Source organism: Paracoccus liaowanqingii, assembly GCF_004683865.2.
Taxonomy (GTDB): domain Bacteria; phylum Pseudomonadota; class Alphaproteobacteria; order Rhodobacterales; family Rhodobacteraceae; genus Paracoccus; species Paracoccus liaowanqingii.
Genome location: NZ_CP038439.1, coordinates 1,717,213 through 1,731,607, shown reverse-complemented (window position 1 = coordinate 1,731,607; position 14,395 = coordinate 1,717,213). Strand labels below are relative to the sequence as shown.

The following is a 14,395-nucleotide window of genomic DNA, read 5'->3' as shown; positions in this document are numbered from 1 at the left end:
CAATCAGGGCGCGAGTTCCAGGCCCGCGTTGCCCGCCTGCCACATCTGCCAGTCGCGCATCCGCCCGCGGAACCAGATCCGCTGCGCCTTGGCATATTGGCGCGAGGCGATGACGGCCCGGTCGCGGGCCTGCGGCAGGCTCAGATGGCCCTGCAGATGGGCGGCCAGATCCGGCGCGCCGATGGCCTTGGCCCATTGCGCCGCAGGGTCCCACAGGGGCAGCATCGCGCGCACCTCGTCCAGCGCGCCCTGATCCAGCATGGCGTCGAAGCGGGTGGCGATGCGGTCCGCCAGCCAGTCGCGGTCGGTGGTGATCAGGATGCGCTGGCAGTCGGCGGGCGCGATCAGGGGCGGCGGCGTGTCGGCCTGCCAGTCGGCGATGCCGCGCCCGGTGGCCTGCCAGACCTCCCATGCGCGCTGGACGCGGGCGGGGTTCTGCAGGTCGATCGCCGCGCGCGAGGGGTCGTCCAGTTCCGCCACCAGCGCCGCCAGACCGCCCGGTTCGGCCAGCCGCGCGTCGGCCAGGCGGCGCAGATCCGGCGGCGTGGCGGGGATGGGCGCCAGCCCGCGCGTCAGCGCCGTCAGGTAGAGCCCGGTGCCCCCCGCCACGATCAGCCGCTCGCCCGTCAGGGCCGCGACCTCACGGAGCCAGTCGCCGACCGTCCACGCCACTCCCGGCGCGACATGGCCATAAAGCGCGTGCGGTGCCGCCGCCAGGTCGGCGGCCGAGGGCCTAGCGGTCAGCACCTGCCAGCAGGACCAGACCTGCAGGGCATCCGCATTGACGATCAGCCCGCCCTGCGCCCGCGCCACCGCCAAGGCCAGCGCCGATTTGCCGCTGGCCGTCGGCCCCGCGATCAGCAGGTGGCGCGAGGCGTCGATCTGTGTCAGGTCAGGGGCGCGCATGGGTCCTCCGGGCAGTTGAACCTTCGGGCCTTTTGCGACATTTAACGGCGCGATGAAAGCGACCGGCGACAGGAGCCCCCAGATGACCACCGAGACCCCCAGGCAGTATGGCCGCGTGATGCTGAAGATCTCGGGCGAGGCGCTGATGGGCGACCAGGGCTATGGCCTGCATCCGCCCACCGTCGCGCGCATCGCCAGCGAGGTCGAGGCCGTGCAGGCGATGGGCGTCGAGGTCTGCATGGTCATCGGCGGCGGCAACATCTTCCGGGGGCTGCAGGGCAGCGCGCAGGGGATGGAACGCACCACCGCCGACTACATGGGGATGCTGGCCACGGTGATGAACGCGCTGGCCATGCAATCCTCGCTGGAGGCGCGGGGCCTGCATTGCCGCGTGATCAGCGCGATCCGCATGGATGAGGTCTGCGAGCCCTATATCCGCCGCCGCGCCATCCGCCACCTGGAGAAGAAGCGCATCGTGATCTTCGCCGCCGGCACCGGCAACCCGTATTTCACCACCGACACGGCCGCGACCCTGCGCGCATCGGAAATGAACTGCGAGGTCATCTTCAAGGGCACCAAGGTCGACGGCGTCTATGACAAGGATCCGGTCAAGCATGCGGATGCGCAGCGTTATGGCGATGTCAGCTATGACGAGGTGCTGCAGAAGCATCTGGGCGTGATGGACGCCTCGGCCATCGCGCTGGCGCGCGACAACCGCTTGCCGATCATCGTCTTCTCGCTGGATGCGCCGGGCGGCTTCCGGTCGATCCTGGAAGGTCGCGGGACCTATACCCGCGTCCACAACTGAGATCGCCATGACCCTGCGCGCGCGCATCGACGCGTTCATCCACGGCCCCCGGGCCCAGGCCTTCATCATGGCCGTCATCCTGTTCAACGCCCTGATCCTGGGGCTGGAGACCTCGCGCACGCTGATGGCATCCATCGGGCCGCTGATCCTGTTTCTGGACGCGCTGTGCCTGATGATCTTCGTGGTCGAGATCGGGCTGAAGCTGGTCGCGCGCGGCCCGCGCTTCTTCCGCGACGGCTGGAACGTCTTCGACGTGATCGTGGTGGGCATCGCGCTCATGCCCGCGACGCAGGGGCTGTCGGTGCTGCGCGCGCTGCGCATCCTGCGCCTGCTGCGCATCGTGTCGGTCACGCCGCGCCTGCGCCGCGTGGTCGAGGGCTTCCTGTCGGCCCTGCCGGGCATGGCCTCGGTGTTCCTGCTGATGGGGATCATCTTCTACATCTTCGCGGTGATGGCGACCAAGCTGTTCGCGGCGGCCTTTCCCGACTGGTTCGGGGATCTGGGCAACTCGGCCTATTCGCTGTTCCAGATCATGACGTTGGAAAGCTGGTCGATGGGCATCGTGCGCCCGGTGATGGAGGTATTCCCCCAGGCCTGGATCTTCTTCGTGCCCTTCATCCTGGTCACCACTTTTGCGGTGATGAACCTGGTGGTCGGCCTGATCGTGAACTCGATGCAGGAGGCCCATCAGGAAGAGGGCAACGCCGCCACCGAGGCCTATCGCGACGAGGTGCTGGCGCGCCTGACCGCCATCGAGGAACGCCTGTCCCGGCAGGAGGCCGGGGGCGACCGATCCTGATCACAGCTTGCCGAATGTGCGGGCAAAGGCTTTGCCAAGCTGCGGCAGAGTGGTTACAAGCGGAAAAAATCAAGACAGAAGGCAGTCCACATGGCTGAGGACATCGACATCGACACCGACGATCTGGAACGGCGCATGAAGGGTGCCATGGACAGCCTGCGCGGCGAATTCGCCAGCCTGCGCACCGGCCGGGCCGCGGCCTCGATGCTGGACCCGGTGCAGGTGGACGCCTATGGGCAGATGACGCCGATCAACCAGCTGGGCACCGTCAACGTGCCGGAATCCCGGATGGTGACGATCAACATCTGGGACAAGGCCATGGTCGGCAAGGTCGAGAAGGCCATCCGCGAAAGCGGCCTGGGAATCAACCCGCAGCTGAACGGCACCATCATCATGCTGCCGATCCCCGAGCTGAACGAGGAACGCCGCCGCGAGCTGACCAAGGTCGCCGCGCAATATGCCGAAAGCGCCCGCGTCTCGATCCGGAACGTGCGCCGCGACGGTATGGACCAGGTCAAGAAGGGCAAGTCGAACGGCATGCCCGAGGACGACCAGAAGCTGTACGAAACCGAGATCCAGTCCCTGACCGACCGCATGATCGCGGCGGTGGACGAGGCGCTGACGGCCAAGCAGGCCGAAATCATGCAGGTCTGATCGCGGGATGGCACTGGTTCGGGGCGCAGCGGCAGTATCTGACGGGACCTCACAGCCCCGCCACGTCGCCATCATCATGGACGGCAACGGCCGGTGGGCCACCGAACGCGGCTGGCCGCGTCTGGTCGGGCATCGCCGGGGCGCCGAGCGGGTCAAGCAGATCGTGCGGGCCTGCCCCGAGCTGGGCGTGGACTGGCTGACGGTCTATGCCTTCTCGACCGAGAACTGGAAGCGCTCGACCGAGGAGGTCCTCGGGCTGATGAAGATCTTCCGCCGCTACATCCAGTACGAGGCCGAAGGCATGGCCTCCGAGGGGGTGCGCCTGCGCTTCATCGGCGGGCGCGAGCGGCTGGACCGCAAGCTGCAGGACCTGATGGCCGCGATCGAGGCCCGCACGGCGGGCAACACGCGGCTGAACCTGACCGTTGCCATCAACTATGGCGGTCGGGACGAATTGCTGCGCGCCTCGGCGCGCCTGGCCGAGAAGATCGCCCGCGGCGAGATCGAGACCCCCGGCCAGGCCGATCTGGAGGCCTGCCTGGACACCGCCGGACAGCCCGATCCCGACCTCGTGATCCGCACCTCGGGCGAGACGCGGGTCTCGAACTTCCTGCCGTGGCAGGCGGCCTATTCGGAATACGAATTCACCAAGACCCTCTGGCCCGACTTCACCCCCGAACATCTGGCGGCGATCCTGGACCGCTTCGGCCTGCGCGACCGCCGCTTCGGGGGCGCATGACGGAGAGCCGGATCCCCCGCGGGGCCGCCCCCGGAAAATGGGGGACCTGTCGCGGCGCGTCGCCTCCACGCTGGTGCTTCTGGGCATCGGCGTCATGCTGGCCGTGGCCGAGGGGCTGTGGCTGCGTCTGGCCATGGCGGTCATCTCGGCCATCACCTTCTGGGAACTGGCGGCGATGACCGGGTGGAAGAACCCGGCCCGCCACGTGACCCTGTTCGGCCGGTCCCGCCCCATCGCGCTGGCCGCCATCGCGGGCGTGTCGCAGGCGCTGGCCCTGACCGACTTTCATCAGCTGGCCTGGCTGGCGCTGCTGCTGCCGATCCTGCTGGGCCTGCCGGGCGCCGCCACCCGCGACCGCGCGACCTATGCGATCTTCGGCACCGCCATCCTGCTGGTCGCTTATGAATTGGTCGTCTTCCGAGAGGCTTACGGGCTGAACTTCGTCCTTTGGCTGATGGGCGTGATCATCATCTCGGACACGTTCGGCTATTTCTTCGGGCGGATGCTGGGCGGGCCCAAGTTCTGGCCCTCGCTCAGCCCCAAGAAGACTTGGTCGGGCAGCGTCGCGGGCTGGATCGGCGCCTGCCTGCTGGGCGCCGGCCTGTGGATGTGGGGTCAGGGTGATGCGGCGCTGATCTGGGTCTCTCCGATCGTCTGCTTCGCCGGACAGATGGGCGACATCGCCGAAAGCTGGCTGAAGCGGCGGGCGGGGGTCAAGGACAGCTCGAACCTGATCCCGGGCCATGGGGGCTTCATGGATCGTTTTGACGCAGTGACGGGCGCGGTGCTGGCCACCATGGTGATCGGATTCCTGACCAGCCTGCCCGTGGTGAACTGACCGATGCGACGCATTTCCATCTTCGGTGCGACCGGCTCGGTCGGCGCGAACGGCGTCGATCTGATCCGGCACGCAGGCGGGGCGGCCGCCTATCACACCGTGGCGCTGACCGGCGGGCGCAACATCGCGCTGCTGGCGCAGATGGCGCGCGAGTTGCGGGCCGAGATCGCGGTGACCGCCCATGACGAGCTGCTGGACGAGTTGCGCGCGGCCCTTGCCGGCAGCGGCGTCGCCGCCGCCGCCGGGTCTGCCGCGCTGGTCGAGGCCGCCGCCCGTCCCGCCGACTGGACCCTGTCGGCCATCGTCGGCGCCGCCGGGCTTGCGCCGGGCCTGACCGCCTTGGCGCAGGGCGGCGTGCTGGCCTTGGCCAACAAGGAATCGCTGGTCTGCGCGGGCAGCCTGCTGCGCGCCGCCACGGCACGCTCGGGCGCCACGATCCTGCCGGTCGACAGCGAACATTCCGCCGTATTTCAAGTGCTTGGCAGCGAAAACCTCGACAGCGTCAAGGATGTGACCCTGACCGCCTCGGGCGGCGCCTTCCGCGACTGGCCGCTGGAGCGGCTGGCCACGGCGACGGTGGATCAGGCCTCGACCCATCCCAACTGGGCGATGGGGCAGCGGATCACCATCGACAGCGCCTCGATGTTCAACAAGGCGATGGAGGTGATCGAGGCGAAGGAGCTGTTCGGTCTGGGCGCCGACCGCATCAAGGTGCTGGTCCATCCGGAATCCATCATCCACGCCATGGTCACCCATCACGACGGCGGCACCATCGCGCATCTGGGCGCGCCCGACATGCGCCATGCCATCGGCTTTGCGCTGCACTGGCCCGACCGCCGCCCCCTGCCGGTGGCCGCGCTGGACCTGGCCGCGATCGGCAGCCTGACATTCCGCGCCCCCGACGAGGCCCGCTGGCCCGCGCTGCGCCTGGCGCGCGAGGTGATGGCTGCGGGCGGTGCGGCGGGCGCGGTCTTCAACGCGGCCAAGGAACAGGCGCTGGACGATTTCATCGCCGGCCGCATCCGATTCACCGACATGGCCCCCCGGGTCGAGGACACGCTGGCCGCCCTGTCGGGCGAGGAAGGCTTTGGCCGAGATCCGGCCGACCTGGCCTCGGTCCTGGACTGGGACGGTCTTGCCCGACGAAAGGCCGCCCTATGCTTGACATGATCGCCCAGACCGGAAGCACCCTGTGGACGCTGGCGGCCTTCGTCGTCGCGCTGGCGGTGATCGTGACGGTCCACGAATACGGCCATTACATCGTCGGGCGCTGGTCCGGCATCCGGGCCGAGGTCTTTTCGGTGGGCTTCGGCCCGCGGCTCTATGCGCGTACCGACCGGCGGGGGACCGTCTGGCAGCTCGCGGCGCTGCCCCTGGGCGGCTATGTACGGTTCCTGGGCGACGACAACGCGGCCAGCGCCGGGCCGGGCCAGGCGGTCGATCCGGCCCTGCGGCGCCAGACGCTGCAGGGCGCGCCACTCTGGGCGCGCTTCGCCACGCTGCTGGCGGGGCCGGTCTTCAACTTCGTGCTGTCGATCCTGATCTTCGGCGGCTTCGCCATCGTGCAGGGCCTGCCGGTGGACGAGGTGCGCGTGGGCACCATCAGCGAGGCCCCGCCCGCCATCACCAACGACCTCCAGCCCGGCGACCGCATCCTGGCGCTTGCCGATCTGCCCGTCGAGAGCTGGCGCGACATCGGCGCCGCGACCGAGACGCTGCCCGCCGCCACGACCCATCCCTGGCAGGTCGAGCGCGACGGCCAGACCCTGACCGTCGCCGGTCCCGACCCGATGCCCGCGCGCATCAGCGGCGTGGCGCCGCGCAGCGCGGCGGCCGAGGCCGGGATGCGGGCGGGCGACGTGGTGCTGGCCATCGACGGCGACCCGGTCGCGCGCTTCACCCAGATGCGCGAGGCGGTCGAGGCCGCCGAGGGCGAGCCTTTGTCCCTGCGCCTCTGGCGCGCGGGCGCGGGCGAGCTGGACGTGACGCTGCGCCCCAAGCTGTCCGACCTGCCTGCCGATGGCGGCGGGTTCGAGCAGCGCTGGCTGATCGGCGTGACCGGGGGTGAGAGCTTCTTCGCGCCGCAGACCCGCAGCGCCGGGCCGCTGGAGGCGCTGTCCCTGGGCGCGATGCAGACCTGGGGGATCATCACCTCGTCCCTGACGGGGATGTGGGCGATGATCTCGGGCCAGATCGGCACCTGCAACCTGGGCGGCGCGATCAGCATCGCGGAAAGTACGGGCCAGGCGGCCAGCGCGGGGGGCGCGAACTTCCTGTGGTGGATCGCGGTCCTGTCGGCGGCGATCGGGTTCCTGAACCTGCTGCCCATTCCCGTCCTAGATGGCGGGCACCTGATGTTTTACACCTACGAGGCGCTGCGCGGGCGCCCGCCCTCGGACAAGGCGCTGAACCTTCTGACCGCGATCGGCATGGCGGCGGTGCTGTCGCTGATGGTTTTCGGGCTCACGAACGATCTTTTCTGCCCATAGGGCGCATGCGCTTTTGACAGGCCCGCCCGGTTCAGGCAAAGACCGTAGGCAAAACGACAGCCCGAAGAGGGCGCGTGCAGGCCGGAACAAGAGGGGCTTCGATGGAACGGAAACTGGGCAAGGGCGCGGTCGCGCTGATGACGGCCTTGGCGATCACGATGCCGGTCGGGCTGATTCCGGGGGCCGCGCAGGCGGTGGTCTTCAGCACCATCACCGTCGAGGGCAACCAGCAGATCGAGACCGGGGCCGTGCTGTCCACGCTGGACCTGCCGGTCGGCCAGGATGTCAGCCCCGGCCAGATCAACGACGCGCTGCAGCGCCTGCAAGGATCGGGCCTGTTCGAAACGGTCGAGCTGGTCCCGCAGGGCGGCCAGTTGGTCGTGCGCGTCAGCGAATACCCGATCGTCAACCAGATCAGCTTCGAGGGCAACCGCCGCCTGAACAACGACCGCCTGACCGAGATCATCCGCAGCCAGCCGCGCCGCGTCTATCAGCCCAGCCAGGCCATCCAGGACGCGCAGGCCATCGCGCAGATCTATGCCGCCGAAGGGCGCCTGGCCGCGCGCGTCGATCCCCGGATCATCCGCCGCAGCGGCAACCGGATCGACCTGGTCTTCGAGATCCGCGAAGGCAACCTGACCGAGATCGAGCGCATCAGCTTCGTCGGCAACCGCGCCTTTTCCGACCGCCGCCTGCGCAACGTGCTGGAGACGAAGCAGGCGGGCCTGTTGCGCACCTTCATCCGCCGCGACACCTTCGCGCCCGAGCGCATCCCGCTGGACGAGCAGCTGCTGACCGACTTCTACCGCTCGCAGGGCTATGCCGACTTCCGCGTACAGGGCACCGCGCCCGAGATCGCGCGCGAACGCGACGCCTTCTTCGTGACCTTCAGCATCGAGGAAGGCCCGCGCTATCGCTTCGGCCGCGTGGACACCGTGTCCGAGATCCCCGGGGTCGATGCGGCGCTGTTTGCGGCGCAGAACCGGGTGCAGCGGGGCGGGGTCTACAACCCTTCGATCATCGACACGACCATCCGCCGGATGGAGACGGTCGCCATCCAGCAGGGTCTGGACTTCATCAGCATCGAGCCGCGCGTCACCCGCAATCCGCAGAACCAGAGCCTGGACCTGACCTTCGCGCTGACCCGCGGCCAACGCATCTTCGTCGAGCGCATCGACATCGAGGGCAACACGACGACCCTTGACGAGGTGATCCGTCGCCAGTTCAACACCGTCGAGGGCGATCCCTTCAACCCGCGCGAGATCCGCAACTCGGCCGAGCGTGTCCGCGCGCTCGGCTATTTCACCGATGCCCAGGTCGAGACGCGGCAGGGCAGCGGCCCCGACCAGGTGATCGTCGGCGTCAATGTCGAGGAGCAGCCCACCGGCTCGCTGTCGCTTGGCGCGGCCTATGGGGTCAATTCGGGCGTGGGCTTCAACATCGGCCTGACCGAGCGCAACTTCCTCGGGCGCGGCCAGACCCTGGGCGTGCAGCTGTCGACCGCCAGCGGCGACCGCACGGCGGGCATCAACTTCATCGAGCCCTATTTCCTTGGCCGCGACCTGCGCTTCGGCTTCTCGGCCAATTACAGCGAGACGGAAAGCCTGAACTCGGATTACGACACCCGCGCGATCCGCGTGCAGCCGTCGATCGAGTTCCCGATCTCCGAGAACGCCCGGATCGAGCTGCGCTATCGCGTGGGCGAGGATGACCTGAGCAGCGTTCCCGACACCAGCTCGCAGCTGCTGATCGACGACGTGGGATCGCGGATCACCTCAGCCATCGGCTATACCTACAACTGGGATTCGCGGCGCACCGGGCTGGACCCGCTGACCGCCTATCGCTTCCGCTTCTCGCAGGATTTCGCGGGCGCGGGCGGCGACACCAAGACGATCACCACCACCGCGCTGGCCGGGGTGGAAAGCACCGCCTGGCGCGAAAGCGTGACCCTGCGCGCCGAGCTGGAGGCCGGGGCCATCTACAGCTATGGCGATTACGAGACCTGGATCCTGGACCGCTTCCGCACCGGCAACCGCATCCGCGGCTTCGAGCCGAACGGCTTCGGCCCCCGCGACCTCGAGGCCGAGAACGAGGACGGCCTGGGCGGCAACTACTACTGGTCCGCCCGTGCCGAGGCGCAGTTCCCCATCGGCCTGCCCGAAGAATACGGGATCTCGGGCGGCCTCTTCGCCGATGTCGGCTCGCTCTGGGGGCTGGACCGGACCTCGGGCACCGACGGGGTCGAGATCGACGACAGCATGTATGTGCGCGGCGCGGTCGGCGCCTCGATCTTCTGGACCACGCCGATCGGGCCGCTGCGCTTCAACTTCTCGCAGGCGGTGCGCAAGGAAGACTATGACCTGGAACAGAATTTCGACCTGACGATCCAGACGAACTTCTGATGCCGATGCGGCAGGCCCTTCTGTGTCTGATGCTGGCGGCGGGGCCCGCCACAGCCCAGCAGGCGGATCCCGGCGCGGCGCCCGCCGATCTGCCCGCGGCGCCGGTCATTCCGCCCATCGCCCCGGCGCCCAACCTGCCCACCGGCACCATCGCCGCCCCCGAGACGGCCGCCGGGAGCGCCGCCGACCGGGCGCCGGTGCTGACGCTGGATCTGGACCTGCTCTACCTCTCCTCGGCCTGGGGGGTGCGCGCGCAGGCCCGGCTGGAGGCCGAGGGCGACATCGTCGCCGCCGAAAACGAGCGTCTGACGCGGCTGCTGTCGGCCGAGGAAACGCAGCTGACCGAACAGCGCGCCACGCTGCCCGCCGCCGACTTCCGCCGCCTGGCCGAAAGCTTCGACCTGCGCGCCACCGGCATCCGCCGGGAACGCGCCCAGGCCGTGCAGGACCTGAATGGCTGGGCCGAGGCCGACCGCGCGGCCTTCTTCCGCGCCGCGCTGCCGGTGATGGGTCAGGTGATGTCGGATCGGGGCGCGGTCGCGGTCCTGGACCGGCGCACGGTCTTCGTGTCGCTGGACGCCATCGACGTCACCCAGCAGCTGATCACCACGCTGGACCAGCGCATCGGCGACGGCGCGGGCGTGGTGCCGCTGCCCAGCCCCGACGCGCCGCTGACCGAGGCCACCGTGGATGCAGGGCAGGCGGAAGGCTCAGGGCAGGCGGGCGATGCGGTCCCGGATCAGGTCGAATAGCCCGTCGCGGTCGACGTCCTTCAGGAACAGCGCATTGGGCGCCCGCCCGCTGACCCGCCACCAGTCGGCGACCGTCATGCCGGTGGTCCACCGGCCTTTCGTCTCGATCTCGACATTGATCTCGCGCCCTTGGAAGAGGCCCGGCTCCAGCAGCCAGGCGATGGTGCAGGGATCGTGCAGGGGCGCACCAAGGCTGCCGTATTTCGCCGTGTCGAAGCGTTCGAAGAAATCCGTCCAGCCCGCGACGGCGGGGCCGGAGCGCCCGGGCAAGGCACGCATCGCCTCGATCCAGTCCCGGTCGGTCAGCGCCTTGTGGGTCACGTCCAGCGGCATGACGACCAGCGGCACGCCCGATGCGAAGACCTCGGACGCGGCCTCGGGATCGACGAAGATGTTGAACTCGGCCGCCGGGGTGATGTTGCCCACCTCGAAATAGGCGCCGCCCATCAGCACGATCCGTTCGACCCGGGTGATGATGTCGGGCGCCCGGCGGAAGGCCTCGGCGATGTTGGTCAGCGGCCCGATGGGCACCAGCGTGACGGTGCCCGGGGCCTCGCGCCGCAACGTCTCGACGATGAAATCGACACCGTGCCGCGCCTGCAGGGGCAGGCGGGGCGCGGGCAGCTCGATCCCGTCCAGCCCGGTCTTGCCATGCACATGCTCGGCCGTCACCAGCGCCCGCGCCAGGGGCCGGTCGCAGCCTGCAAAGACCGGCACGTCGGCCCGGCCCGCCAGCTCGACGATCTTGCGCGCGTTCACCTCGGTCAGCGCCAGCGGCACGTTGCCGGCCACCGCCACGATGCCCAGAACCTCCAGCTCCGGCGAGGCCAGCGCCAGCAGGATGGCCACGGCATCGTCCTGCCCCGGATCGGTGTCGATGATGATCTTCTGCGCCATCCTGATGCCTTCCAACTGTCCCGAGCGCAAATGTGTGCGCCACCACCAGAAAAGGCGCAAGCCCCCGCCCGCGCCTTTTCCAGATCGTGAAACCGATACCTCCCGCCCTTCATCTTGGCGAAAATATCCCGGGGGGTCAGGGGGGCTGGCCCCCCTGCCTTATCCCATCAGCCGTCGAAATTCACCCGTTCGATCAGGTCCAGCGCCTGCGGGCGCAGGTCCGAGATCTCGGACAGGGGCAGGTCGTCCGGGGTGAACTCGCCCCAGCTGGCGACCAGCTCGGACCGTTCGACGCCCTCCGAGACGGGGAACTCGTTGTTCGTCTCGGCATAGATGCGCTGCGCCTCGTCGCTGGCCAGGAATTCCATCAGCTGCAGCGCCGCCTCGCGGTTGGGCGCCGAGGCGGTCATCGCCATGCCCGAGACGTTCACATGCGTGCCGCCATCCTCGAAGGTCGGAAACACGATGCGCACCGCCTCGGCCCAGTCCTTCTGCTCGTCATCCTTCAGCATCGCGCCCATGTAGTAGGTGTTGCCCAGGCTGATGTCGCATTCGCCCGACCAGATCGACTTGACCTGATCGCGGTCGCCGCCCTCGGGGCGCTTGGCCAGGTTGCCCTTGACGCCCTCCAGCCAAGCCACGGTCTCCTCCTCGCCGTGATGGGCGAGGAAGGCGGCGGTCAGCGCGACGTTGTAGTCGTTGGTGAAGCTGCGGGTGCAGATGCGGCCTTCCCATTTCGGATCGGCCAGATCCTCGTAGGTGGTAACCTCGCCATCGGCCACGCGCTCGGTGCTGGCATAGACGATGCGGGCGCGGGTGGTCAGGGCGAACCACTGGTTGTCGTCGTCGCGCAGGCCCGAGGGGATGACGTCCAGCGCCTCGTCCTCGACCGTCTGCAGCACGCCCGCCTCCTTGACCTCGCCCAAGCGGGCCACGTCCACGGTCAGCACCAGATCGGCGGGCGAGCGGTCGCCCTCGGCCTGCAGGCGCTCGACCATGCCCTTGTCGACGAAGGCCGCGTTCACGGTGATGCCCGTCTCGGCGGTGAAGGCGTCGATCAGCGGCTGGATCAGCTCGGGCTGGCGGTGCGAATAGACGTTCACCTCCTGCGCGAAGGCGGGCAGGGCGGTGGCCCCCAGAAGCGAGGCGAGGATGACAGGGCGCATGGTTAACTCCTTTGGTCGGATATTGCCCGCCTTCTGACAATTCCGACCAAAGCTGTCAAGCATTACCGGGACCCGGGGACGTTCGGGACGCATTGACCGCGCGCGGCCTGCGCGCTAGGGCGCGGGCATGGCACGCACACCCCTTCTGCAACTTTCCGAGATTTCGCTGACCTATGGCGGCGATCCCATTTTCGACGGTCTGTCCCTGACCGTCCAGCCGGGCGACCGCGTCGCGCTGGTCGGGCGCAACGGCTCGGGCAAGTCCACCCTGATGAAGGTCATGGCGGGCTTCGTCGAGGCCGACCGCGGCGAGGTCGTCCTCTCCGCCGGCGTCTCGACCGGCTACATGGAACAGGATCCCGATCTGGCGGGCTTCGAGACGCTTGGCGACTTCGCCCGCGACGGGCTGCCCGATGGCGAGGAATACCGCGTCGAGATGGCGGCCGAGGGGCTGAAGTTCGACCCCGACCGCCCCGTGGCCACCGCCTCGGGCGGCGAGCGCCGCCGTGCGGCCCTGGCGCGTCTGCTGGCGCAGGCGCCCGAGCTGATGCTGCTGGACGAGCCGACGAACCATCTCGACATCGAGGCGATCGGCTGGCTGGAGGAGCATCTGTCCCAGACCCGCGCGGGCTTCGTGCTGATCAGCCACGACCGCGCCTTCCTGCGCCGCCTGACCAAGGCGACGCTGTGGATCGACCGCGGCGCCGTGCGCCGCCAGGAGCGCGGCTTCGAGGGCTTCGAGGAATGGCGCGAGGCCACCTGGTCGGCCGAGGACGATGCCCGCCACAAGCTGGACCGCAAGATCAAGGCCGAGGCCCGGTGGGCGGTCGAGGGGATCAGCGCCCGCCGCAAGCGCAACCAGGGCCGCGTCCGCGCGCTGGCCGACCTGCGGGCCGAGCGCAGCAGCCAGATCCGCCGCCAAGGCACCGCCGCGATGGCCTTCGACAGCGGCACCACCTCGGGCAAGCGCGTCGTCGAGGCGCGGGGCATCTCGAAGGCCTTCGGTGACAAGGTGATCCTGCATCCCTTCGATCTGCGCATCCAGCGCGGCGACCGCATCGCCTTCGTCGGCCCCAACGGCGCGGGCAAGACCACGCTGATCAAGATGCTGACCGGAGAGCTGGCCCCCGACCAGGGGACGGTGCAGATGGGCACCAATCTGGACATCGCGGTCTTCGACCAAGCGCGCGCCGCGCTGAACCCCGACCAGACCCTGTGGGAATCGCTGACCGGCGATCCCGACATGCGCGTCTCGGGCCGGGCCGATCAGGTCATGGTGCGGGGCAACCCCAAGCATGTCGTGGCCTATCTGAAGGATTTCCTGTTCGACGACGCGCAGGCCCGCGCGCCCGTGCGCAGCCTGTCGGGCGGCGAGAAGGCGCGTCTGCTGCTGGCGCGGCTGATGGCGCGGCCCTCGAACCTGCTGGTGATGGACGAACCGACCAACGATCTGGACGTCGAGACGCTGGACCTGCTGCAGGATCTCTTGGGCGAATATGACGGGACCGTGCTGCTGGTCAGCCACGACCGCGATTTCATCGACCGCGTGGCCGACACGACCGTGGCGATGGAGGGCGACGGCCGCGCCATCGTCTATGCGGGCGGCTGGACCGACTATCAGGCCCAACGCGGTCAGGTCGAGCCCGAGGAGCCGCAGGCGCAGGCTTCGCGCCCGGCATCCGCCCCCCCCGCATCGACGCCCGCCAAGCCGGGCAAGGGCGGCCTCAGCTTCACCGAGCGGCACCGGCTGGAGGAACTGCCCGCCCTGATCGCCCGGCTGGAGGCCGAGATCGCCAAGCTGTCCGAGTTCATGGCCGACCCGGACCTCTTTGCCGCGGCCCCCGCTAAGTTCGAGAAGGCCAGCATGGCGCTGAGCGAACGGCAGGCGGCGCTGATGGATGCGGAAGAGGAATGGCTGGCGCTGGAGGAGAAGGCGGCCGTCTGA

General features: G+C 69.1%; 13 protein-coding genes. 10 read left to right on the top strand and 3 right to left on the bottom strand.

Features of this window, described 5'->3' with window-relative positions; translation table 11 throughout:
- Nucleotides 1-3: 3 nt before the first annotated feature.
- Entirely contained in the window at nucleotides 4-906 is a 903-nt protein-coding gene (miaA, locus tag E4191_RS08395) for a tRNA (adenosine(37)-N6)-dimethylallyltransferase MiaA (protein ID WP_135313011.1), read from the bottom strand.
- 82 nt (nucleotides 907-988) lie between these two features.
- Here miaA and pyrH point away from each other — a divergent pair, with 82 nt between their 5' ends.
- From pyrH to E4191_RS08350, 9 genes are all read left to right on the top strand, one after another.
- Complete coding sequence (pyrH, locus tag E4191_RS08390; RefSeq protein ID WP_135313010.1) at nucleotides 989-1,714, top strand: UMP kinase; 726 nt, start codon at nucleotides 989-991, stop codon at nucleotides 1,712-1,714.
- Between the two features lie 7 nt (nucleotides 1,715-1,721).
- Complete coding sequence (locus tag E4191_RS08385) at nucleotides 1,722-2,513, top strand: ion transporter (RefSeq protein WP_135313009.1); 792 nt, start codon at nucleotides 1,722-1,724, stop codon at nucleotides 2,511-2,513.
- 90 nt (nucleotides 2,514-2,603) lie between these two features.
- Entirely contained in the window at nucleotides 2,604-3,167 is a 564-nt protein-coding gene (frr, locus tag E4191_RS08380; protein ID WP_135313008.1) for a ribosome recycling factor, read from the top strand.
- Between the two features lie 7 nt (nucleotides 3,168-3,174).
- The gene (uppS, locus tag E4191_RS08375; RefSeq protein ID WP_176562669.1) at nucleotides 3,175-3,906 is read left to right on the top strand and encodes a polyprenyl diphosphate synthase; all 732 of its coding nucleotides are present in this window, start codon (nucleotides 3,175-3,177) and stop codon (nucleotides 3,904-3,906) included.
- Between the two features lie 37 nt (nucleotides 3,907-3,943).
- Nucleotides 3,944-4,744 carry a phosphatidate cytidylyltransferase gene (locus E4191_RS08370; protein WP_135313007.1) on the top strand — a complete coding sequence of 267 codons (801 nt, stop codon included), beginning with the start codon at nucleotides 3,944-3,946 and terminating at the stop codon, nucleotides 4,742-4,744.
- 3 nt (nucleotides 4,745-4,747) lie between these two features.
- The gene (dxr, locus tag E4191_RS08365) at nucleotides 4,748-5,914 is read left to right on the top strand and encodes a 1-deoxy-D-xylulose-5-phosphate reductoisomerase (protein WP_135313006.1); all 1,167 of its coding nucleotides are present in this window, start codon (nucleotides 4,748-4,750) and stop codon (nucleotides 5,912-5,914) included.
- Nucleotides 5,902-7,233, top strand: coding sequence for an RIP metalloprotease RseP (rseP, locus tag E4191_RS08360; RefSeq protein ID WP_135313005.1), 1,332 nt, complete (start codon nucleotides 5,902-5,904; stop codon nucleotides 7,231-7,233). Before dxr ends, rseP begins: the two co-directional genes overlap by 13 nt.
- 101 nt (nucleotides 7,234-7,334) lie before the next feature.
- On the top strand, nucleotides 7,335-9,635 hold the full coding sequence (gene bamA, locus E4191_RS08355; RefSeq protein WP_135313004.1) for an outer membrane protein assembly factor BamA: 2,301 nt from the start codon (nucleotides 7,335-7,337) through the stop codon (nucleotides 9,633-9,635).
- Nucleotides 9,635-10,387: an OmpH family outer membrane protein gene (locus E4191_RS08350; RefSeq protein WP_135313003.1), complete on the top strand. Its 753-nt coding sequence runs from the start codon at nucleotides 9,635-9,637 to the stop codon at nucleotides 10,385-10,387. Before bamA ends, E4191_RS08350 begins: the two co-directional genes overlap by 1 nt.
- Here E4191_RS08350 and E4191_RS08345 read toward each other — a convergent pair.
- Entirely contained in the window at nucleotides 10,346-11,284 is a 939-nt protein-coding gene (locus E4191_RS08345; protein ID WP_135313002.1) for a nucleoside hydrolase, read from the bottom strand. The two genes, E4191_RS08350 and E4191_RS08345, sit on opposite strands and share 42 nt — an antisense overlap.
- Nucleotides 11,285-11,451: 167 nt before the next feature.
- Nucleotides 11,452-12,450 (bottom strand): Fe(3+) ABC transporter substrate-binding protein, encoded by a 999-nt coding sequence (locus E4191_RS08340; protein ID WP_135313001.1) that lies wholly within the window; start codon nucleotides 12,448-12,450, stop codon nucleotides 11,452-11,454.
- Between the two features lie 127 nt (nucleotides 12,451-12,577).
- Between E4191_RS08340 and E4191_RS08335 the strand changes: the two genes are divergently transcribed.
- On the top strand, nucleotides 12,578-14,395 hold the full coding sequence (locus E4191_RS08335; protein WP_135313000.1) for an ABC-F family ATP-binding cassette domain-containing protein: 1,818 nt from the start codon (nucleotides 12,578-12,580) through the stop codon (nucleotides 14,393-14,395).